The sequence below is a fragment of the Nocardia sp. NPDC049935 genome, from assembly GCF_055586645.1.
Genome location: NZ_JBVJHV010000001.1, coordinates 1,295,482 through 1,316,512, shown reverse-complemented (window position 1 = coordinate 1,316,512; position 21,031 = coordinate 1,295,482). Strand labels below are relative to the sequence as shown.

At 68.7% G+C, this 21,031-nt stretch carries 16 protein-coding genes; 7 read left to right on the top strand and 9 right to left on the bottom strand.

What is annotated here, in order from left to right:
* Positions 1-115: 115 nt before the first annotated feature.
* The 3 genes from ACZ6SF_RS06100 to ACZ6SF_RS06090 form a co-directional block, all read right to left on the bottom strand.
* Positions 116-1,198, bottom strand: a complete 1,083-nt coding sequence (locus ACZ6SF_RS06100; protein ID WP_466060872.1) for a DNA glycosylase AlkZ-like family protein — start codon at positions 1,196-1,198, stop codon at positions 116-118.
* Between the two features lie 41 nt (positions 1,199-1,239).
* Entirely contained in the window at positions 1,240-2,760 is a 1,521-nt protein-coding gene (locus ACZ6SF_RS06095) for an SDR family oxidoreductase (protein WP_466060871.1), read from the bottom strand.
* 248 nt (positions 2,761-3,008) lie between these two features.
* Positions 3,009-3,917: a DUF2382 domain-containing protein gene (locus ACZ6SF_RS06090; protein WP_466060870.1), complete on the bottom strand. Its 909-nt coding sequence runs from the start codon at positions 3,915-3,917 to the stop codon at positions 3,009-3,011.
* Between the two features lie 380 nt (positions 3,918-4,297).
* Between ACZ6SF_RS06090 and ACZ6SF_RS06085 the strand changes: the two genes are divergently transcribed.
* The 4 genes from ACZ6SF_RS06085 (at position 4,298) to ACZ6SF_RS06070 (ending at position 11,088) form a co-directional block, all read left to right on the top strand.
* Complete coding sequence (locus tag ACZ6SF_RS06085) at positions 4,298-5,965, top strand: NAD(P)/FAD-dependent oxidoreductase (protein ID WP_466060869.1); 1,668 nt, start codon at positions 4,298-4,300, stop codon at positions 5,963-5,965.
* A 13-nt stretch (positions 5,966-5,978) separates the two neighbouring features.
* Positions 5,979-7,412, top strand: a complete 1,434-nt coding sequence (locus ACZ6SF_RS06080; protein WP_466060868.1) for an ATP-binding protein — start codon at positions 5,979-5,981, stop codon at positions 7,410-7,412.
* Between the two features lie 74 nt (positions 7,413-7,486).
* Positions 7,487-10,210, top strand: coding sequence for a helix-turn-helix transcriptional regulator (locus ACZ6SF_RS06075; RefSeq protein WP_466060867.1), 2,724 nt, complete (start codon positions 7,487-7,489; stop codon positions 10,208-10,210).
* 128 nt (positions 10,211-10,338) lie between these two features.
* Positions 10,339-11,088: an SDR family NAD(P)-dependent oxidoreductase gene (locus ACZ6SF_RS06070; protein WP_466060866.1), complete on the top strand. Its 750-nt coding sequence runs from the start codon at positions 10,339-10,341 to the stop codon at positions 11,086-11,088.
* A gap of 52 nt (positions 11,089-11,140) precedes the next feature.
* On the opposite strand, the gene ACZ6SF_RS06065 is transcribed toward ACZ6SF_RS06070, so the two are convergent.
* Complete coding sequence (locus ACZ6SF_RS06065; RefSeq protein WP_466060865.1) at positions 11,141-11,881, bottom strand: hypothetical protein; 741 nt, start codon at positions 11,879-11,881, stop codon at positions 11,141-11,143.
* A gap of 30 nt (positions 11,882-11,911) precedes the next feature.
* Complete coding sequence (locus tag ACZ6SF_RS06060) at positions 11,912-13,057, bottom strand: FAD-dependent oxidoreductase (RefSeq protein WP_466060864.1); 1,146 nt, start codon at positions 13,055-13,057, stop codon at positions 11,912-11,914.
* Positions 13,058-13,156: 99 nt separating this feature from the next.
* Between ACZ6SF_RS06060 and ACZ6SF_RS06055 the strand changes: the two genes are divergently transcribed.
* Positions 13,157-13,771 (top strand): TetR/AcrR family transcriptional regulator, encoded by a 615-nt coding sequence (locus ACZ6SF_RS06055; protein ID WP_466060863.1) that lies wholly within the window; start codon positions 13,157-13,159, stop codon positions 13,769-13,771.
* Here the strand turns inward: ACZ6SF_RS06055 and ACZ6SF_RS06050 are convergent.
* Together ACZ6SF_RS06050 and ACZ6SF_RS06045 are read right to left on the bottom strand one after the other, a co-directional pair.
* Positions 13,728-14,897: an alpha/beta fold hydrolase gene (locus ACZ6SF_RS06050; RefSeq protein WP_466060862.1), complete on the bottom strand. Its 1,170-nt coding sequence runs from the start codon at positions 14,895-14,897 to the stop codon at positions 13,728-13,730. The genes ACZ6SF_RS06055 and ACZ6SF_RS06050 overlap by 44 nt on opposite strands.
* Positions 14,898-14,953: 56 nt before the next feature.
* Entirely contained in the window at positions 14,954-15,625 is a 672-nt protein-coding gene (locus ACZ6SF_RS06045; protein ID WP_466060861.1) for a TetR/AcrR family transcriptional regulator, read from the bottom strand.
* 38 nt (positions 15,626-15,663) lie between these two features.
* Here ACZ6SF_RS06045 and ACZ6SF_RS06040 point away from each other — a divergent pair, with 38 nt between their 5' ends.
* Entirely contained in the window at positions 15,664-17,172 is a 1,509-nt protein-coding gene (locus ACZ6SF_RS06040) for a flavin-containing monooxygenase (RefSeq protein WP_466060860.1), read from the top strand.
* A gap of 371 nt (positions 17,173-17,543) precedes the next feature.
* Positions 17,544-18,731: a lipase family protein gene (locus ACZ6SF_RS06035; RefSeq protein ID WP_466060859.1), complete on the top strand. Its 1,188-nt coding sequence runs from the start codon at positions 17,544-17,546 to the stop codon at positions 18,729-18,731.
* A 160-nt stretch (positions 18,732-18,891) separates the two neighbouring features.
* Here the strand turns inward: ACZ6SF_RS06035 and ACZ6SF_RS06030 are convergent, their stop codons facing one another.
* Both ACZ6SF_RS06030 and ACZ6SF_RS06025 read right to left on the bottom strand, forming a co-directional pair.
* Positions 18,892-19,446: a gluconokinase gene (locus tag ACZ6SF_RS06030; protein WP_466060858.1), complete on the bottom strand. Its 555-nt coding sequence runs from the start codon at positions 19,444-19,446 to the stop codon at positions 18,892-18,894.
* Positions 19,443-20,816, bottom strand: a complete 1,374-nt coding sequence (locus tag ACZ6SF_RS06025) for a glucose-6-phosphate dehydrogenase (protein ID WP_466060857.1) — start codon at positions 20,814-20,816, stop codon at positions 19,443-19,445. The genes ACZ6SF_RS06030 and ACZ6SF_RS06025 overlap by 4 nt, the downstream gene beginning before the upstream one ends.
* Positions 20,817-21,031: the final 215 nt, after the last annotated feature.

The following is a 21,031-nucleotide window of genomic DNA, read 5'->3' as shown; positions in this document are numbered from 1 at the left end:
ATTCAAACGTGCTATGTGTCACACGCACATCGAGCGTCGAGAGTGGGTCGTTACGCGGGAAATAGGCGAAACACCTGGTTACACATGCCTTTACGAGACTGTCGAGGTCGCAGGATCACGGGCCTTGCCCGGACCCGCCCAGGAAGCTCTGCAGGCGGCGTTTCTCGGCCTCGAGGGCAGAGGTGAAGGCCTTGCCCTTCGGCGGGCTGTCGACGAAACCCACCTCCACCTCGGTGCCGGGTCCGGCGCAGGTGGCCCAGCCGATCACCCTGTCGCGCCACAGCATCGGCATGGCGTAGTAGCCGCGGACCCGCTTGGCGACCGGGGTGTAGGCCTCGAAGCGGTAGTCCCAGCCCCAGATCCGGCCGAAGCGGCGGCGGTCCCAGACCAGCGGGTCGAAGGGGGCCAGGAAGCGGACGCGGGCCGGGGCGTCCCGGTCGGCGGGAGGCAGATCGGCGGGCCACAGATAGCGCACGCCGTCCACGACGGTGGCCGACAGATCGCCGGCGGCGAGGAGTTCGCGCAGGGTGGCCGAACCGGTCGCGCCACCGATCGAGCGGAGGGCGCGGTTCACCGTGGCGGCGAGAGTGGGCTCGGCGGCGGGGGCGAACGTCCGGGCGATCCGGAGGGCGAGCAGGCGACGGCGTTCGGCCGGATCGAGAATATGCTCGGGTTCGGGCACGGTCTCGTACCGGCGGATACCGGATACCCGGTCGGCGACCCGCAGCAGCCCGTAGCGATGGAGTTCCTCGAGGGCCATTGTCGTGGCCGAGGAGGTCCCACCCCAGGCGTTGACGACGCCGCGGTGGCCGAAATGCGCTTGTAGATCCCGGGGATGCACCACTCCCCGGTCCCGGACGAAGGCGAGGACGTCGGCCGTGCGCGAGTCGTGCGGGAAGGCACCGTCGCGCGCCTTCGGATGGACGCGGGGGTGCAGGATGGGGCGCAGCGCGGGAACGGTGTAGCCGTAGGCGTAGACGAGATCTTCGTCGATGCCGAGTGCGCGATAGCGGCGATCGAGATCACCGGCCCGGTAGCCGCGGACCCGCTGGCGCAGGATCAGGTCCTGCGCCCGGGCGGGAGACCGGATCGGATCCGCCTGCACGAACTCCATTTCGGCGAGGACCTCGGCGAGCGAGCCGGGGGTCCGCGGCAGCGACCAGGCCACCGCGTGGGAACGCAACCATGCCAGCGACATACGGCGAGGGTAACCACGGGGTCCGACAGTTCGCCGGGCCGTTATGTCGCGCCGCGGCCGAGCGTCCGGGCCAGACGGGCGCGCACCGACCGTTCGGCGCCGCCACCCGCCTTCGATTCGGCGGCGCCGGTGATATTGCGTGTCATCCCGCCGAATATCACGGCGTGGAACGGAACGATCGACTTCCAGTACAGATGCCCGGCCAGACCGTGCGGTTCGAACACCGCGCGCTGCCGGTAGACCGTGCCCCGCGCATCGGTCCCCACACACAACTCGAGCCAGGCCCGGCCGGGCAGGCGCATCTCGGCCCGCAACCGCAGCAGGGTGGGCCGTTCGATCCGCTCCACCCGCCACCAGTCCAGCGCTTCACCCTCCCGGAGCCGCTGCGGATCGCGACGCCCCCGGCGCAGCCCGACCCCGCCGGCCAGCCGGTCCAGCCAGCCGCGCAGCGACCACGCGAGCGGAAACGAGTACCAGCCGTGCTCGCCGCCGATCGCCTCGATCACGGCCCACAGCGCGGCCGGATCCGCGGTGGTGCGACGTTCGCGGAGGTCCTGGTAGAGCGATCCGCCCGACCATTCCGGATCGGTGGGCAGCGGTTGCGACGGTTCCGCGCCCACCGGATCGGCGTCCGACCAGCGGGTCGGTACATCGAGATTCCGGATTCTGGTCAGCGCCAGTTCCACGGCCCGCCGGTAGCCGATGAGACCGGGATCGGGATCGGGAATATGGGCCGCGATCTCGTGTTCGGCGCAGACCACATCGTTGACCAGCGATTCCATCAGCGGAACGGCGATCGCCCGGGGTACCGGCGTCACGAGGTTCACCCATTGCGCCGACAACCACGGCGTCAGCACCGGCACCGGCACGATGATCCGCCGCGGCAGTCCGGCGACCTCGGCGTACTCGCGCATCATCTGCTCATAGGTGACCACATCCGGGCCCCCGATATCGAAGGCGCCGGTCACCGCGGCGGGCAACTCCGCGGCCCGGGTGAGGTAGTAGAGCACGTCGCGGACGGCGATCGGCTGGATTCGGGAGCGCACCCACCGCGGGGTGACCATCATCGGCAACCGTTCGGTGAGGTAGCGCAGCATCTCGAAGCTGGCCGATCCGGAGCCGATCACCACCGCGGCCTGGAACACCAGCGCCGGGACCCCGCCGTCGAGCAGGATCCGGCCCACCTCCGCCCGCGAGGACAGGTGCCGGGACAGTTCCTGGCCCGCGGGGGCGATCCCGCCGAGATAGACGATACGGTCCAGTCCGGCCGCTTCCGCTTCGCGCGCGACCAGCGTCGCCGCCTGCCGGTCGACCTCGTCGAAATCCGACCGGGTCAGCGAGTGCACCAGGTAGTACAGCACCTGGCAGCCGGCCAGCGCGGCGCGGACGTCCGCCTCGACCGTGACATCGCCGCGCATGATCTCGACCTGCTCGCACCAGGGCGTATCCGCGAGTTTTCCCGGGGTCCGGGCCAGCACGCGTACCGAATGACCCGCCCGCAGCAGTTCCGGCACCAACCGGCCGCCGAGATACCCGGTGGCCCCGAACACCACACAACGCATGAAACGACCCCTCACCTCGGAAACCGCGAGCCGGGTACCGTGCCGTGACGGCACGCACCTGCAGATTAACGCCGATCCGGCCGCGCGCGGCGCCGACACCGCCGTGTGCCGGAACGACCACTCGGGGGCCTGCGCACGTATTTCGGCCGCACACCGCTGGTCCGGTGGCGCGTCCGGGTCGGAGCATGCCGGACCCAACGCAGCCGAGGGCCCGGGATACCGGATCCCGGGCCCTCGGTGCCGTGCGGTCAGCGACGCATATCGTCGCGATCGATTCCTTCTGTTTCGATCCGCTCCTTCCGGACGGTATCGGAGATCGTTTCCTCGTCCTCGACCTCGTCGACCGCGAGACGCACCCGTTCCACCGGTACGGATTCCTTGGTCACGGTCACATGTTCGGCGTGCAGCGTCACCTCCTGCTGCTCGTCGCCGAAGTGGGAGGTCACCGAGGACGGATCGGTGATGGGTTCGCGTTCGATATGCACTTCCTCGTGCGTGACCGGGACGGTGATCGTCTGTTCCTCGGTGACCACGTACTTCCGCAGCCGCGCCCGGCCCACCACCCGTTCCTCGGTCCCGATGTTCAGGTGCTCCTCCGATCGGATCAGCGAATCCGAATGCGTGGAAGGCAGTGGGGCCGCCGGGCGCTCCGCCGTCAGCGGAGCTTCGGGCTTCTCCCTGGGTTCGGGGCTCGCGGGCATCCGCGCGGTCCCCTCCCCGGTGGTGACCCGCTCTCCGGTCGCGGGTGTATCGGCGGCGAGCCCCGCGAGCCCGCCGGTGGCACCGGCCGCGGGGCCGGCCGTTCCGGTCGTTTCGGCGTGCCGGCCGTAATCCTGGCCGGTGGGTCCCCGATCGATGCCGTAGTGGACGAACAGTTCCTCCTCCGACTCCTGGGTGATCAACCCGTCGTGCGCCAGATGTGGAGCCGACTTCACCGATTCCTTGCGGACCCGGACCTGGAGTTCGTGGGCGCCGTGGCGCACCTGCGCGCCCGCCAGCGGCACGAGCGAGTCCTCGCTGAACATCCCCGTGCTCACCGCGGCCCAGGTGGGCGCACCGGAGGTGTTGTCGACATAGACCCGTTTCACCTTGCCGATCTTCGCGCCGCCCAGGTCGTAGACGGCGTCTCCGATCAGATCCTCGACATGCTGAGCCATGGTTCCTCCTCGCTTGTCCTCCGATGCGCGGTCGGCGAATCGAGCGGCGGGTACCTCCGGACCCGGTGTCCGGGGGCCGGCCGGCCCCTGCAGGCGGTCGGTCATCCGCCGCTCGGTGTGCTCGTCGCTTCCGGTCCTGCGGAAGTTCGCATCGGTCACGGCGTCGGCTCATCTCCGTAGCCGTCCTGGACGTCCCGAGCCGGGAAACCCCGCACAGCTACATCTGGGCAACTACCCGCACAGAGCGGTGGCAAACACACCGATCCGTTGCCGACGGCGCCGTTCTCCTCGGCGGACGGCCGCACTCCGGGAATCGGCGGCGACCGGGCAAATCCGGCGGCGACTGCCGCCGCACCGTAAAGCGGGGCATACTCGTCGGAGTGAGCTCCCCGACTGCCGCCAAACCCGCCATTCTGAGCGTCGACGACGATCCCGGGGTCTCTCGGGCCGTGGTCCGCGATCTGCGGCGCCGTTACGGCGCCGACTACCGGATCCTGCGGGCGGAGTCCGGGCCGCAGGCGCTCGAGGCCCTGCGCGAGATGAAACTGCGCGGACAATCGGTCGCGGTGCTCATCGCCGATTTCCGGATGCCGGGTATGGACGGTATCGAATTCCTCGAACAGGCCATGGACCTGCACCCCTACGCGCGCCGGGTGCTGCTGACCGCCTATGCCGACACCAATGCCGCCATCGACGCGATCAATGTCGTCGATCTCGACCACTATCTGCTCAAGCCCTGGGATCCGCCGGAGGAGAAGCTCTACCCGGTCCTGGATACGCTGCTCGACGCCTGGCGCAGCAGCGACCACCGGCCGGTGCACGGTACGAAGGTCGTGGGCAATCGGTGGTCGCCCCGGTCGTCGCAGGTGCGTGAATTCCTGGCCCGCAATCAGCTGCCGTACCGCTGGTTCGCCGCCGAGGAACCCGAGGGCGCGCGGTTGCTCGAGGCCGCCGGCGCCGACCCGCACCGGTGCCCGGTGGTGATCACGCAGGAGGGACAGGCCCTCATCCAGCCCAGCGACGGCGAACTCGCGCAGAGCGTGGGCCTGAGCACCCAGCCGTCCGGTGATTTCTACGATCTGATCGTCGTCGGCGGTGGTCCGGCGGGACTGGGCGCCGCGGTCTACGGCGCCTCCGAGGGGTTGCGCACGGTCCTGGTCGAACGGACCGCCACCGGCGGTCAGGCCGGGCAGAGCTCCCGGATCGAGAACTACCTGGGCTTTCCCGACGGCCTGTCCGGCTCGCAACTGGCCGACCGGGCCCGCCGGCAGGCGGCGAAATTCGGCGCCGAGGTCGTCACCACCCGGGATGTGGTGGGGCTGGAGGTGAACGGTTCGGCCCGCGGGGTGCGCTTCGCCGACGGCGGCAACCTGTCGGCGCATACGGTCATCATCGCCACCGGCGTCGACTATCGCCGCCATCCGGCGCCCGGAGTGGACGAATACACCGGCCGCGGCGTCTATTACGGTTCGGCGATGACGGAGGCGGCCGAATGCGCCGACCAGGACGTCTACATCGTCGGCGGGGCGAATTCGGCGGGGCAGGCGGCCATGTTCCTGTCCCGAAACGCCCGCACCGTCCATCTGGTCGTCCGGGCGGATTCGCTCGAGAAGTCGATGTCCTACTACCTGATCCAGCAGATCGAGCAGGTGCCGAATATTCAGGTGCACGTCGAGACCGAGGTGGTCGCCGTCGACGGCGCGGATCATCTGCACACGATCGTCCTGCGCAACAACCGCACCGGCGCCGAGGAGAAGGCCCCGGCCGAACGGCTGTTCCTGTTCATCGGCGCCGCCCCGCAGACCGAATGGCTCGACGGAGTGGTCCATCGCGACCCGGCGGGCTACGTCCTGGCCGGGCCCGATCTCCTGGTGGACGGTGACCGCCCGGCCGGCTGGGAACTGCCGCGGCCGCCCCACCATCTGGAGACCAGCGTCCCCGGGGTGTTCGTGGCCGGGGACGTCCACGCCGAATCGGCGAAACGGGTGGCCTCCGCCGTCGGCGAGGGCGCCATGGCGGTGATGCTCGTGCACAGGTATCTGGCCTAGGAGAAGGTGAGCGATGACCATCTGCGATCCCGCCGAACTGCGGACGCTGTTCCTGTTCGAGAAGCTCGACGACGAACAACTGGCCTGGTTGTGCGCCGACGGCCGGATCGAAGAGCTGGAACCGGGACCGGTTTTCCAGGAGGGCGATCCGGCCACCTGTTTCTACGTGCTGATGGACGGGGAGGTGCGGATGACCAAACTGTCGGCGGGTCGCGAAATCGAGATGTCGCGCACCGGCCACCGCGGCTCCTATGCCGGCGCCTGGACGTCCTACCTGGGCGAACACGCCGAAACCCATTACAGCGCCTCGTTGTACGTGACCCGGCCGTCCCGGTTCTTCGTACTGGACGCGCAGATCTTCTCGCAGATGATGCACGCCTGGTTCCCGATGGCGGTCCATCTGCTCGAGGGCGCGTTCTTCGGTAACCGCAACACCAATGCCCGGATCGCGCAGCGGGAGCGGCTGCTGGCGCTGGGATCCCTGTCGGCGGGGCTGACCCATGAGCTGAACAATCCGGCCGCGGCGGCGGTCCGGGCCACCGCAGGGCTCCGCGACCGGGTGGCCGGTATGCGGCACAAGCTCGCGATGATGGCGCAGGGCAAATTCGACACCGCCAGTCTCGAAACCCTGGTGCGGTTGCAGGAGGAAGCGGCGGCGCAGGTCGCCAAGGCGCCGGAGCTGTCGCCGCTGGAGGCCGCCGACCGTGAGGACGTCCTCGGCGACTGGCTCGAAGAGCACGAGATCCCGGGCGGCTGGGAACTCGCGCCGAATTTCGTACAGGCCGGATTCGATACCGACTGGCTCGAACGGGTCGCCGCCACTCTGGAGGGGTCGCAGCGGCAGGTGCTGGAAGGCGCCTTCCGCTGGCTCAACTACACCATCGAGACCGAACTGCTGATGAACGAGATCGGCGATTCCACGAGCCGTATCTCGACGCTGGTGGACGCGGCCAAACAGTACTCCCAGATGGATCGGGCGCCGTTCCAGGTGGTGGATCTGCACGAACTGCTCGACAGCACACTGGTGATGCTCAGCCGCAAGATCGGCGATTCGATCACCGTGGTCAAGGAATACGACCGTACTCTGCCCGAAGTGCCCTGCTACGCCGCGGAACTCAATCAGGTGTGGACGAACCTGATCGACAACGCGGTCTACGCCATGGAGGGCAGCGGAACACTGACGGTGCGGACCCGTCACGACGCCGATTGCGCGGTGATCGAGATCGGCGATACCGGGCCGGGTATCCCGGCCGAGGTGCAGGGCCGGATCTTCGAACCGTTCTTCACCACCAAACCGGTCGGCGAGGGGACGGGACTCGGCCTCGATATCTCGTTCCGGATCGTGGTCAACAAGCACGGCGGGGATATCCGGGTCGAATCGCATCCGGGCGATACGCGGTTCCTGGTCTGGCTGCCACTCACCCGTCCGGAACCCGAACCGGAGTAGACCGGCGAGTGCCCCGGCGATAGAGGGCCTGTGCCCGCTGGCTGCGAAGCGCCGCAGGTGATTACGCTGGCGCCATGTTGGTGGGGCGCGATGAGGAGCGCACCGTACTGGACGGCCTGATCGCGGATGCCACCGCCGGACGGGGCCGCGCTCTCGTCGTGCGCGGAGAAGCCGGAATCGGAAAATCCGCCCTGGTCGAGTACGTCGCCGCCACGGCCGCCCGAATGCGGGTCATCCGGGGAGCCGGGATCGAATCCGAGGCCGAACTGGCCTTCGGTGGTCTGCATCTGCTGTTGCATCCGTATCTGGACCGGCTGGACCGGCTCCCGGCGCCCCAGGCGACCGCCCTGCGTGCCGCGCTGGGCTATGCGGAAGCGGCCGAGACCAACCGGTTCCTGGTGGGTGCGGCGACACTCACACTGCTCGCGGAGCTGGCGGCGGAGACACCGACCCTGCTGCTGTGCGACGACGCGCAATGGCTGGACCAGAGTTCCGCGGATGCGCTGCTGTTCGCCGCGCGGCGATTCCACGCCGACCCCATCGCCGTCCTGCTCGCCGTCCGCGATACCGTCGCCCCGTTCGGCACACCGGGTATCGACACCCTGCGATTGTCCGGATTGTCGGCCGATTCGGCCGCGCAACTGCTGGCCCGGCACGCTCCGGGCCTCACCGTACCCAGCCGCGACCGTGTTCTCGCCGAATCGGCGGGCAACCCGCTGGCCCTTATCGAACTCGGCACGACCCGGTACACCGCGGAACGCGCCGGGCATACCGATCCCGGCCACGAGGTCGGGCCGCTGCCGGTGGCGCGGCGGGTGCAGGAGAGTTTCCGGGCACAGATCGCGAGCCTGCCCGAGAACACCCGCACCATGCTCGCCGTGGCCGCCGCCGATACCGGTGCGGGCCTGGCGACGATCCTGCGTGTGGGCGCCGCGTTCGGACTGGACGCCGCGGATCTCGAACCCGCCGAGCGGTCGGAACTGATCGTGATGGCCACCGATACGCTGCGGTTCCGGCATCCGCTGATCCGGGCGGCCGCCTATCAGCACGCACCGCACCATCAGCGGCTCGCCGTCCACTCGGCATTCGCCCGGCTGCTCGACGCCGCCGGTGACTCCGATCGCCGGGCCTGGCACCTCGCAGCGGGCACCGGCGGGCCGGACGAGGCGGTCGCCGCGGAACTGGAGCGCACCGCCCGCCGCGCCGAACATCGCGGCGGAGCCATGGCCGTCTCCGCCGCCTACGACCGGGCCGGGCGCCTCAGCGTGGACCGGGAACGTAAGGCGCGCCGGATTCTGCTGGCCGCCCGGGCCGCCTACGACGCGGGTAAGCCGGACCGGGCCACCAGGCTCGCCGCCGAGGCCACGGCCCTCACCCGTGACCGCGGGATCGCGGCCGAGGCGATCCATATCCGCGCTCAGGTGGAATACGAGCGGACCTCCCCCGGTACCGACGCCGAACTCGCGCTGGAGGCCGCCGCACTGGTCGCGGCGCACGAACCCGAGCGCGCGGTCCCGATTCTGGCGGAGGCCGTCTGCGCCGCGCGCGACGCTGCCGACCCGGCGCTGCTCGCCCGCGCGGCAGATCTGCTGCGGACACTCGACCTGCCCGCCGAATCCGGCTCGACGCCGCTGGTACGCGCGCAGATCGCCTGGTCGGACTTTCTCGACGGCCGGCCTGCGTCCGCCGTCGAGGCGATGACTCGCCAGTTACGGGCGGTGTACGACGAACCCGGCGACTATCTGGCCGAGGTCGTCGCCGCGTTCGGTGGACTGATGCTGGCCCGGGACGAGGAGGCCGTCGCGATCATGGAACGCGCTCTGGCCCGGTCCAGAGCCTCCGGTTCGGTGGCCTGGATTCCCTACACCGCCGAGATCGTCGCGTTGGCCGAGGCTCTCGGCGGCCGCTTCCACCGGGCCCGGACCTCGATCTCGGAAGGTCTGGCGATAGCTACCGAGTTGGGTATGGCCACCGAGATACCCGCCTTGCACGCGATCGAGGTCTGGGAGGCGGCGGCCTGCGGCGATCTTTCCCGCTGTCGTGATCTGGCCGAGCGGATCATTCCGGTACTGGCCGCCGGGCACCGTACCCATGCCGCCCTCACCATCTGGGGTCTGGCGATCGCCGATCTGGGCGACGGCCGGTTCGACGATGCCCGCATCCGGCTGGAACAGGTCTGTTCCGGTCCGGCCGCGCATGATTTCCTCATCCGGGCCGTCCCCGACCATATCGAGGCTGCCGTGCGGGGCGGACATCCGACGCGGGCGCGGAAACATTTCCCGGCCCTGCGGGATTGGGCCGGGCAGACCGGGAGCCCGCTGGCGCTGGCCCTGATGCACCGGAGCCGGGCGCTGCTCGGCCCGGACGAGGATGCCGAAGAGCACTACCTGTCCGCGCTGGCACACCACAGTTCCCACGACGGCCGGTACGACTGTGCCCGCACCGAGTTGCTGTTCGGAGAATGGCTGCGCCGCCACCGGCGCCGCACGGATGCCCGGACCCGGCTGGCGGCTGCGGTGCAGATTTTCGACCGGCTCGGCGCCCGGCTGTGGGCAGCGCGCGGCCGGACCGAACTGGCCGCTCTCGGCGATCGGCCCGCCGCTCCGCACGATGATCCGCTGGCCCGGCTGACACCGCAGGAAGCACAGGTGGTGCGCTTGGCCGCGGCCGGATTGAGCAATAAGGAGATCGGCGCCCAGTTGTTCCTGAGCCCGCGAACAGTGGGTCACCATCTCTACAGGGCGTATCCGAAACTGGGGGTCGGGCGACGTATCGAACTGGCCCGGCTCGAACTCTGATGGCGCACGATGACCTACCCGCTCGCGCCGGACCGTCCCGGACGCCGGTCATACGACCGATGCGACGGCGGTGACCGTCGCCTTACGTTCTTCCTGTCGGGCTACACCGAACGAACAGGAGATACGAGATGTTGCTGGAGAACAGAACCGCGGTGATCTACGGCGCCGGCGGATCCATAGGTTCGGCCTTGGCGAGCGGATTCGCCGCCGAGGGCGCGACCTGCCATCTGGTGGGCCGCACCGCCGCTACCCTCGACGCGACGGCCGGGAAGATCCGCGCGGCAGGGGGTCGCGCGGAGACGGCGGTGGTCGACGCGTCCGATGAGTCCGCGGTCAACGACCACGCCGCCTCGGTCGTCGACGAACACGGCAGCCTCGATATCTCGGTCAATGTCATCTCGCAGGCGGCGCATTTCGGCCCGCTGCTGGAACTGCCGGTGCGCGATATCGCCGATTCGATAGCGACGCTGATGACCACCCACCTGATCACCTCGAAGGCCGCGGCCCGGCATATGGTCAAACAGGAGTCCGGGGTGATCCTGTTCTTCGGTGGTTCCGATCCCGCGCAGAAAAGCCCCGGCCTCGGCAATGTCCAGATCGGTATGGACGCGGTGGAAGGGTTGCGGCGGCAATGGGCGTGCGATCTGGCGCCGCACGGTATCCGGGTGCTCACGCTGTTGACCGGTGGTATACCGGAAAGCTTCCCGGATATCCCGGAGACCGCGCAGGCCCGCCAGAGCCTGATCGACGCGACTCTGCTCGGCCGCGCCGCCTCCCTCGGCGATGTCGGCAATGTGGCGGCATTCATGGCCTCCGACCGGGCCCGGTCCATCACCGCCACCCAGATCAACATCTCCTGCGGAGCGTGCGCGGGCTGACCGTCGAGGGACGGTTCGCCGTCGGCGAGCCGTCCGTAGGGCACCCGGCCGGTCACCGGTGCCGGCGATAGATGATCGGCTGCGCGGCGATGTCGTTGGCCGCGAAGTTGGCCAGGACGAACGAGCGGAAACTGGGCCGCAGGACCAGCCCGGGCAGGAATACCCGCAGCGACGGCCAGGAGGCATGGTTGACCAGGCTGTAGTTCTCCGATTCGCCGGGTAACGGTTGCATGGGTACCGAATTCGGCAGCGCCGTCTTCCGCTGGAACCAGCCGGCGGTGTATTCCCAGACATCGAGGACGGTCCGGCGGTCGGCGCAGTGGAAGTAGTTGAACAGGAACCAGTCGCCGCGATCGTGGTCCACATCGGCGATCCGGGCCGGGCTGTTCGCGGCCACCAGATGGACCGCGCGGGCCCGCTCCTCGAAGAGGCCGACCAGTTCGAGCCAGGCCGGCGCGGTGCGGACGGCCGCCGGGCCGGCGATGTCACGGGTCCGCACCAGCACCACCACGTCGTAGCGGGCGGGCCGGACTCCCGCGTCGCGCAGGATCCGCCCGCCCTCCCCCGGCGGGCGCAGTGCCGCGCCGAACACGGTCGCCTCGATCACCTCGTCGCGGGCGGCGAGCTGCCGGCACAGCCGGACGGCGTGATCCAGCAGGCGCCGGCGGGCGCCGGAACGCAGCGGCAGCGGCCCCGCCCACCGGCCGATCTCGGCGGCGAGGAGCAGGAAACCGTTATCGGTCGGGGTGGTGAGACCAACCTTGGCGGACTGATGGTCGTTGACGAGATTCATCAAAATTCCTTCGAGCGTGAACGGATCGGATCAACGCCGGTCGAGACCGGACAGCCGCAGTGCGAGCCGGTGGCGCACCGCGGGCGACAGCCCCGCGGCCCGCAGGCCGAGATTGCGTACCGGGCGCGCCACCGCCGGTACGGTGCCCGCCGTGGTGAGCCGGCCCGCCGTCGACATGACATCGCGCGCGGTCCGATACCGGGCGGCGGCATGCTCGTCCAGCAGGTTTTCGGATTCGCCCGTGAGCACCCGCGACAGTGTCCGGCCCGCCGTCACGGCATCCTCGATCCCGAGATTCATACCCTGGCCGCCGGCCGGTGAATGCACATGCGCGGCGTCGCCGGCCAGCAGGATCCGCCCGTGCCGGTAGGTATCGGCCAGCCGGTGGTGCACCCGGAACCGGGACCCCCACACCACCTCGGTGACCTCCGCCGGTACGGCGCGCGGCCCGCGTTCGTCGAGCAACCGCTGGATGAAGGCGATATCCGGTTCGTGCGGCGCCTCGTCCACCGCGGCCACCACCCGGAACATCTCGTCGGGCAGCGGCGCCACCACCACGAGTCCGGCGGGCGAGAAGTAGAGGATCACCTCGTTATGGGGTACGCCGCCGCGCAGCCGGACATCGGCGAGGGTGAACGATTCGGCGTAGCTTCCGCCGGTGAATCCGATACCCGCCTGTTCGCGCACGGTGCTGTGCATACCGTCGGCCCCGACCAGGTAGCGGGCCCGGATCCGCGATCCGTCGTCGAGTGTGGCGACGACCGTGTCCGCGTCCTGGGTCACGGCGGTCACGGTGACCGGGCGCCGCACCTCGACACCCAGTTCGGTGACCCGCTCGAGCAGGAACTTCTCGGTATCGGCCTGGGAGATCATCAGTGTGTAGGGATAGGCGGTGGGCAGATCGTCGAACGGAACCGGGATGAGTACCTGGTCCCGGTCGCGGATGGTGAAGACCGGGGTGTGTACACCGCGCTCGACCAGGGCCGGAACGACGCCGTAGGGCTCGAGGATCTCCAGCGTGTGCGGATGGACCACGGCCGCGCGGGAGGTGTTCGCTCCGGCGGCCTGGCCGTCGACGATCAGGACCTCGTGGCCGAGTTGCTTCAGGACGAGAGCGGCGGTGAGACCGACCGGGCCGGCCCCGACGACCAGGACGTCCGCTGTATCTGTAGTCATGGTTCCTACCTGCGCTTCCCAGAAGGTCAACAACTGTTGGCATCAACGCTAGAACCACCCGGTAGCATTGTCAACAGTTGTTGGCCTACAATTGTTGACATGAGAAGATCCGCAGCCGAGACAAAAGACAAGATCCTTGCCGCGGCCCGCGAGCGATTCGCCGCCGACGGCTACGACCGCGCCACTATCCGCGCCATCGCCGCGGATGCCGATATCGACCCGGCGATGGTCATGCGCTACTTCGGGAACAAGGAACGGCTGTTCGCGGCCGCGGCCGAATTCGACCTCGAGTTACCGGATCTGACCACGGCTCCCCCGGACCGCATGGGCCGGGCGCTGGTGACCCACTTCCTCGACCGCTGGGAACGCGACGAAACGCTGTTCATCCTGCTGCGCGCCGGGGTCACCAACGACGCCATCGCCGACCGGATGCGCGCGATCTTCGCCGCCCAGCTGGGCCCGGTCCTGAAGGCCACCGGCAACGATCCACAGGAGGGACCGATGCGCGCCGGTCTGGTGGCCTCGCAGATCCTGGGCATGGCGCTGTGCCGGTTCGTCCTGCGCTTCCCACCGCTCACCGTGATGACCCGGCAGGAGGTGATCGACTGGCTCGGGCCCACGGTGCAGCGGTACCTGACCGGCTCCGCGGCGGACCGGTTCGGCACCGGAATCAGCGCGGCCGCGCCACCGGAGCCGCCGTCGCCATCCGGCTGATCTGCACCTGGTAGCGCTCGATGAACGGCCGCACCTGCTGCGCGATCACCTTGTTGTATTCGGCCGGGCGCTGCCGCGGGTTGGCGTGCCCGGTACCGCGCGGCTTCACCACCAGCAGATTCCCGTCGATACCACCGACCTTGTCGATCAAGACCCGGTGGGTGTAAACGACATCGACCACCCGGTCCCGGCTCGCGTTGTGCGGCCGGATGAAAACGATCGCGGGGCGGGGTTTCCCGTGCGCGGGGCGCGATATCGCCCGCAGATCGTCGGTCGCGCCGCCGGCCACGATGGCCAGGAACTGGGCTTCGATCAGCCCGTTGCTCGCGACGTCCTCGTTGTAGATCTTGTCGCGCAGCACCTCTTCGACCGAGGTCTCCAGCTCGTTCATCCGGATACCGGGCACCGGGCCGCGATCGAGGAAGTTGTCGCGCCGGGCGTAGGTTTCGACGGCCACCCGCAACCCGCGACTCTCCCGCGCGCCGGGCAACCAGCCCATCCAGCGGACCATATCCTGGCCCAGACCACGGCTTTCGGGGCGGACGGCGTTCAGATCGAGTGGGGTGCAGTCCAGCATCACACCCACCAGCCGGCGATCGCTGCTGGTGTGGATGTGCTCGGCGACCTCCAGCGCGATCACCCCGCCCATACTGTGGCCGGTCAGCACGATATCGCGCACACCCGACATCACCGCGGCGCGGATCACCAGGTCGGCGATCACCTCGGTATCGATACCGCGATTGTCGTAGCGGATGGCCCAGACCGCGCCGAGCTGGCGCAGCGCGGGCAGCGATGCGGCGGTGGCGCTCGCGTTGAGCCCGCCCAGCCCGACCAGGTCGACCACGGCGGTATCCCGTTTCTCGGGAAGCGCGGGGTCGGCGATCGGCAGCAGAGCCGGTTCGGTCAGTGCCAGCCGGGCCCGTTCCGGTCCCACATCATGCTCCCAGTACTGGGCGAACGCCACCATGACGATCGCCAGTACCGTGGCCACCCGCAACAACGCCAGTCTGGTGCGGCGCAACGTCTTCCAGTGGGACCCGAGGCGCGTTTCGCGCCACCGGTCCCGTCGACGTTCGTCGCACCAGTCCGCGACGGTGGACGGATGCCATTCGTCCATCGGCGACATGACTCCACTGTAAGGGCTTCCGGCCGATCGCTCGCCGCGGCGAGCGGTGGCCCGGCTCATAGCCGGTCGGCGCGCACCCCGTCCACCAGCAACCGCCGGATGGCCCGGTTGAGATCGGCGATGGCGTTCTCGTCCGGATCCCGCAGGCCGTGCACCACCCCGGCGAGCAACATGCCCGTGACCGCCCGCGCGGTATTGCGGGTATCGAGATCGGCGCGCAGATAGCCGAGTTCGACACCGTGATCGAGGTATCCCGCGGTGAGCGCGTCGGCGGTATCGAGCAGACCGTAGAGGCGCCGGGTGAGTTCGTCGTCGATGCCCGTGGCGTGGAAGAGCAGCAACTGCGCCACTCGGCGGTCCGCGATCAGGATCCGGGTCAGCGCGACGCCGATCCGGTCGATCTGCTCCCGGTACTGGTCCAGGGTGGTGGCCGCGTCGGGCGCGTTGTCGGTGCCCAGGGCTTCGATGATCCGCGCCGCGAGATCGTCGATCACATGGTCGATGATGTCGCGCTTGTTGCTGAAGTAGCGGTAGAAGGTGCCGTGCCCGATACCCAGCGCGGTGGCGATATCGGCGATCCCGGTGGCGTGGTAGCCCTGCTCGGCGAAGCAGACGAACGCGGTATCGATGATCTCCTGCCGAAGCTCGGCCTTACGTCGTTCGGCTCTCGTCGATGGCTTCGTCACGTCCTCGATGATACTGTCATCAGAAGCGGAATGATGTGTCATTCTGTGATGTGTCGTTCAGATCGGTAGGAGGGTTCGGCGTGGCACCTCGATATGACGCCGTCGTGGTCGGTGCGGGATTCGGCGGAATGGGGGCGGCCATCCAGCTCGACCGCCTCGGTCTGCGTGATTTCGTCATCCTGGAGCGCGAATCGGATCTCGGGGGGACCTGGCATGTCAACCGCTATCCCGGGCTGGCCGTCGATATCGCCTCGGTGACCTATTCCTATTCCTTCGAACCCAACCCCCACTGGTCGCGCCTGTTCGCGCCCGGCGCCGAACTGAAGAAATACGCGGAGCACATCGCCGATAAATACGCCCTGCGGGAGCGTATGCGATTCGGCACCACCGTCGAGAGCGCCCGCTGGGACGCCGGAGAACAGCAGTGGGTGGTCTCGACAACCGGCGGCGAGGAGCTCACCGCCCGCTATCTGCTCACCGCGACCGGTTTCCTGTCCCAGCCCTACACTCCCCCGTTCCCGGGCATCGAGTCCTTCGCCGGCAAGATCATCCACACCACCGACTGGGACGCCGGATACGACCTCACCGATCGCCGGGTCGCGATCATCGGCACCGGCGCCACCAGCGTCCAGCTGGTCCCCGAGGTCGCCGCGCGGGCGCGCGCGCTCACCGTCTTCCAGCGGACGCCGATCTGGGTGGTCCCCAAGATCGATATGCCGATACCGCCGGCCGTGCAGCGGCTCTTCGCCCGGATGCCGGCGAGCCAGAAGGCCGCGCGGCTGGTGAACACCTCCCTGCTGGAGGCCCTCATGGTGGTGGGGGTCCTGCACTACAAACAGGCCCGGCCGATGAACAAGGCGGCGGCCCTGCTGGCCAAGGCGCATCTGCGTGCCCAGGTCCGCGACGAACACGTCCGGGAGCAGCTCACGCCCCACTACGATTTCGGGTGCAAGCGGCCCACCTTCTCCAACCGCTATTTCGCCACCTTCAACAAACCGCACGTCCGGCTCGAGACCGAATCGATCGACCGGATCGAACCGGGTGGCATCGTCACCGCCGACGGCACCGAGACACCGATCGACACCCTGATCCTGGCCACCGGGTTCAACCTCTGGGACGTGAACTTTCCCGCCTTCCGGATCGTCGGCCGCGACGGGGTGGATCTCGGTGAATTCTGGCGCGGCAACCGGTTCCAGGCCTACGAGGGCATCACGGTGCCGAAATTCCCCAATTTCCTCAGCCTCAACAGTCCCTATTCCTATAGCGGCCTGTCCTACTTCACCACCATCGAGGCGCAGATGAAACATATGGGCCGCCTCTTCCGGGAGTTGCGCCGCCGCGGTGAAACCACCTTCGAGGTCAGCGAACGCGCCAACGCCGAATTCCTGGATCGCGTCACCGATAAACTCGGCTCCTCGGTGTTCTACGGCGGCGATTGCGCGAGCGCGCGCAGTTACTATTTCAATCAGCACGGCGAAGCCGCGCTCCTGCGCCCGACCAGTACCGTCAACGCCCACCGCGAAGCGGTCCGGTTCCCGCTCGACGATTACCGGTACGGCCCGGCGGAGGCCGCCGCGGAAATTATGTGACGGCGGATTCCTGCCAGCACCGGACAGACGCCGCGTTCCCGGCCGCACCGGGCGCTTGTGACCGGTGGAAAGGCGCCGGGTCGATCGTTATGAATTCGGGCAAAAAGGCGCGTATCCCCCGACCGGGATCGCCGCTACGATACGTCCGCGTCGTAAGGTAGCGCTCAACCGGCAGAACCGAACCGCGGCCACAAGCCAACGGAGACAGTTCATTCGAGTGACCACCACGCTGCCTCCGGGCCGCCGCGGCGCACACCACGGCGGCCGACGACGTTCGCCGTGGGCTTCGCGTATCACCTCCCGGAAACGGCACTCACGGCACCACGAATGCCGGCCGCCACCGGTCGATTCCTGCTGTCCGAAAGAAGATCGTGTCCAGATTCTCCAACCGAATCCTGATCCTCCTGCTGTCCCTGTTCTCGGTGGGAATGTTCGGCGTCGACGCGCACGCCGAACCGCTCTACCCCCAGCCGGATCCGGACCCCTTCTACACCGCACCCGCCGATATCGCCGACCGCGAACCCGGCGACGTCGTCCGCACCCGCAAGATCGATACCGGTCCCTATATGGGCACCGAGGGCTGGCAGGTGGCCTTCCGCTCCACCAATTCCCGGGGCGAGGCCATCATGGGAATGACGACGGTGCTCCTGCCCACCGGCGTGGAACATCCGCCCCTGGTCTCCTACCAGGCGCTGATCAATTCGCTCGGCACCCGATGCAATCCCTCGCGGTCGCTGTTCAACGGTGAGCTCCAGGACGCCGTCGGCGCCATGCTCCCGATCGGGCGCGGCTGGGCCATCTCGGTGCCCGACTATCTCGGCCCGAACGTCGCCTACGCCGCCGGGCGGCTCAGCGGCATGGTCACCCTGGACAGCATCCGCGCCGTCCAGCGGGTGACCGAACTCGGCCTGTCCGAGTCCCCGGTGGCCGTGGCCGGATACTCCGGCGGCGGGCTGGCCACCGGCTGGGCCGCGGCCATGCACCCGACCTACGCACCGGAGCTGAAGATCTCGGCGGTGGTCGCCGGCGGTATCCCGGCCGATCTCGAGCAGATGGCGCTGGGGCTGGGTTTCGCACCGCATCCCGGTTTCGGCCTGGCGTTCGCCGCGGCGATGGGACTGGAACGCGAATACCCGCACCGGCTGCCGATCTCCGATCAGCTCAACGAGAACGGCCTCTGGTTCCGGGAGTTCACCCATGACGCGTGCCGCCGGTTCCTGCTGTTCCACGGCGCCTTCCGCAGCGCCGAACAGATGGCGGCGTCCAAGAGCCTGATGGACAGCCCGGAAGCCCGTGAAGTCCTGCACGAGAACAGCCTGCGCTTCTACGACGGTGTGCCGACCGCGCCCACCTATCTGTGGCACGGCCGGTACGACACTCTCACCCCGTACGACGGTGTCGCCGAGTTCGCCGACCGCTACTGCCGCGCGGGCGCACCGGTGAAACTCACCACCTACGATATCGCCGAGCATATGACCGCGGCGGTGGCCGGATTCGCCGACGCCTGGAACTTCGTGGAGGCACGCTTCCGCGGTGAGCCGGTTCCCGACGGCTGCTGACCGGCCATACCGGTCCCGGTGACCGGGCGCATGGCGCAGTACGCCCGGTCAGCGAGCAGCCGGTCCGCGAAGGACCGGCTGCTCGTCCGTCTCGGGGCACCGGCACGACGCCGAACCGGCCGACCGCCGGGCACCGCGAGGGTCCGGTGGCCGATCCGTGTCAGTGCCCGCCGGTGTGGCCGCGAACCCGGTCGGCGACGAGGTCGACGGCATGCTCGGGCCCTGTCGCACCCCGCACGGTCACTCCCGGCTCATCCCGATGCAGCGGCTCGAGGGTATCCAGCTGCGAATCGAGCAGCGTCGCGGGCATGAAATGTGAGCCCCGCGCGGACATCCGAGCGAGCAGGTCCGGCCGCTCGGCAGTCAGATGCACGAAGAACAGGCCCGGCACCGCGACCCGGAGCCGGTCACGGTAATCCCGTTTCAGCGCCGAACAGGCGATCACCCCGCCGGAGCCGTCCTCGTTCCGAAACCGCAGCCACTCGCCGACCGCGGCCAGCCACGGCCCGCGGTCCGAGTCGTCGAGCGGTACCCCGGCCGCCATCTTGGCCAGATTCGCCGGCGAATGCAGATCGTCGGCATCGGCGAACGGTACGTCCAGCCGCAGGGCGAGCAGTCGCCCGGTCGTACTCTTCCCGGTACCCGACACCCCCATCACGACGACATACGGCGCCGGTGGCCCCGGCGGGATCTCCGGGGCCCGCGCGCCGGTCATCCGATCCTGTCGATCTCGGCGGGCCCGAGAGAACCCGCGGGATACTCCTCCAGGGGCGCCAGATCGCGCGACCAGCCCGCGAGTACCGGCGCCAGCACCCGCCACGCCTCCTCGGCCTCGTCCGCGCGGATGGACAGCGCCGGATCGCCCTCCAGCACATTCATCAGCAATGTCCCGTAGGCGGGCAGTTCGGGTGGTTCGATATGCGCGGTCAAGGTGAGCGGCGCCAGGGTGTCCACGCTGGCACCCACCGCTGTCAGCGCCAGCGTGAGGCTTTCCGGGTCGAGCCCGAATCGCAGCACATTCGGCGCCGTGCCGCCGTCGTGCCCGAACGGCATGGACGGCACCGGCCGGAAGTGTACGGCGACCTCTTTGCGGTCTTGCGCCAGCGCTTTTCCGGTGCGCAGGACGAAGGAGGTCCCCGACCAGCGCCAGTTGTCGAGACGTAGTTCGATTTCGGCGAAGGTCTCGATCCGGCGTTGCGGATCCACGCCTGCCTCGTCGGTGTAGGACGGCACCGCCCGGGTACCGACGGCGCCCGCGCAGTAGCGGCCACGCCGGGTGCGGTGCGGGATATCGCCGTCCGACAGTGGCCGCACCGAGCGCAGCACATCGACCTTGCGGTCGCGCAGGTCGCGCTCCGACAGGGTGATCGGCGGTTCCATCGCCACCAGGCACATCAATTGCAGGAGATGGTTCTGCACCATATCTTTCAGGGCACCCACATGGTCGTAGTATCCGGCGCGATCCTCGAGCGTGAGCGTCTCGTCCCAGACGATCTCGATCTTCGCGATATGAGAACTGTTCCAGATGGATTCCAGTACCCGGTTGGCCAGCCGGCTGCCCAAAAGGTTTTGTACCGTCGTCATGGCGAGGAAATGATCCACCCGGAAGATCGCCTGCTCCGGGAGCAGATCCGCGAGCTGCCGATTCAGGCGCTGCGCGGTGGCCAGATCCTCGCCGAACGGTTTCTCCAGCACGATTCGGCTGCCGGCGGGCATCTCGGCGGCGTGCAGCGTCTGTATCGCCGCGGGAAACAACGCGGGCGCCAGTGCGAGATAGACCGCGACCGGCCGCTCTCCGGCGACCAGTCCGGCCACGTCGACCGCGTTGCGCACATCCACCTGCCGGTACCGGGCGGCCGCGGCCACCGCGTCCCGCGTTTGTTCCGGTAGGTCACCGGCATACCGGTCGAGGCAGTCCGATACCCAGGCCCGGAATCGCCGGTCGTCCCAGTCCGCCAGATCGGCGCAGACGAGATCGAACCCGTCGTCGAGATAACCGCCGGTACGCAGCGCGGCCAGGCCGGGAAGCAGATAGCGGCCCGTCAGATCTCCGGTGCCGCCGAATATCACCAGGCGCGTGATCATCGGAATATCCCGGTCGCCGCGGACTGCATGTTCCGTCTCCTCTTCGCTCGGGCAATCGAGCTACGGACTGTCGACAGAAAGCAGGCCCAAATTAACAGCCGCCGCCACGCACGCGGAACGGTCGTTGCCAAGATGAGACAGGTTCGCCGCCCGGCGCGGAGATTTCCCGGGACGACCGTAACCACGGCCCACCACGGCACAACGCCGCCGGCATC

Coding starts and splice junctions, on each gene's coding strand:
- ACZ6SF_RS06100 (WP_466060872.1), bottom strand. CDS start 1,198: ATGTCGCTGGCATGGTTGCGTTCCCACGCGGTGGCCTGGTCGCTGCCG.
- ACZ6SF_RS06095 (WP_466060871.1), bottom strand. CDS start 2,760: ATGCGTTGTGTGGTGTTCGGGGCCACCGGGTATCTCGGCGGCCGGTTG.
- ACZ6SF_RS06090 (WP_466060870.1), bottom strand. CDS start 3,917: ATGGCTCAGCATGTCGAGGATCTGATCGGAGACGCCGTCTACGACCTG.
- ACZ6SF_RS06080 (WP_466060868.1), top strand. CDS start 5,979: ATGACCATCTGCGATCCCGCCGAACTGCGGACGCTGTTCCTGTTCGAG.
- ACZ6SF_RS06075 (WP_466060867.1), top strand. CDS start 7,487: ATGTTGGTGGGGCGCGATGAGGAGCGCACCGTACTGGACGGCCTGATC.
- ACZ6SF_RS06070 (WP_466060866.1), top strand. CDS start 10,339: ATGTTGCTGGAGAACAGAACCGCGGTGATCTACGGCGCCGGCGGATCC.
- ACZ6SF_RS06065 (WP_466060865.1), bottom strand. CDS start 11,881: ATGAATCTCGTCAACGACCATCAGTCCGCCAAGGTTGGTCTCACCACC.
- ACZ6SF_RS06060 (WP_466060864.1), bottom strand. CDS start 13,057: ATGACTACAGATACAGCGGACGTCCTGGTCGTCGGGGCCGGCCCGGTC.
- ACZ6SF_RS06055 (WP_466060863.1), top strand. CDS start 13,157: ATGAGAAGATCCGCAGCCGAGACAAAAGACAAGATCCTTGCCGCGGCC.
- ACZ6SF_RS06050 (WP_466060862.1), bottom strand. CDS start 14,897: ATGTCGCCGATGGACGAATGGCATCCGTCCACCGTCGCGGACTGGTGC.
- ACZ6SF_RS06045 (WP_466060861.1), bottom strand. CDS start 15,625: ATGACACATCATTCCGCTTCTGATGACAGTATCATCGAGGACGTGACG.
- ACZ6SF_RS06030 (WP_466060858.1), bottom strand. CDS start 19,446: ATGACCGGCGCGCGGGCCCCGGAGATCCCGCCGGGGCCACCGGCGCCG.
- ACZ6SF_RS06025 (WP_466060857.1), bottom strand. CDS start 20,816: ATGATCACGCGCCTGGTGATATTCGGCGGCACCGGAGATCTGACGGGC.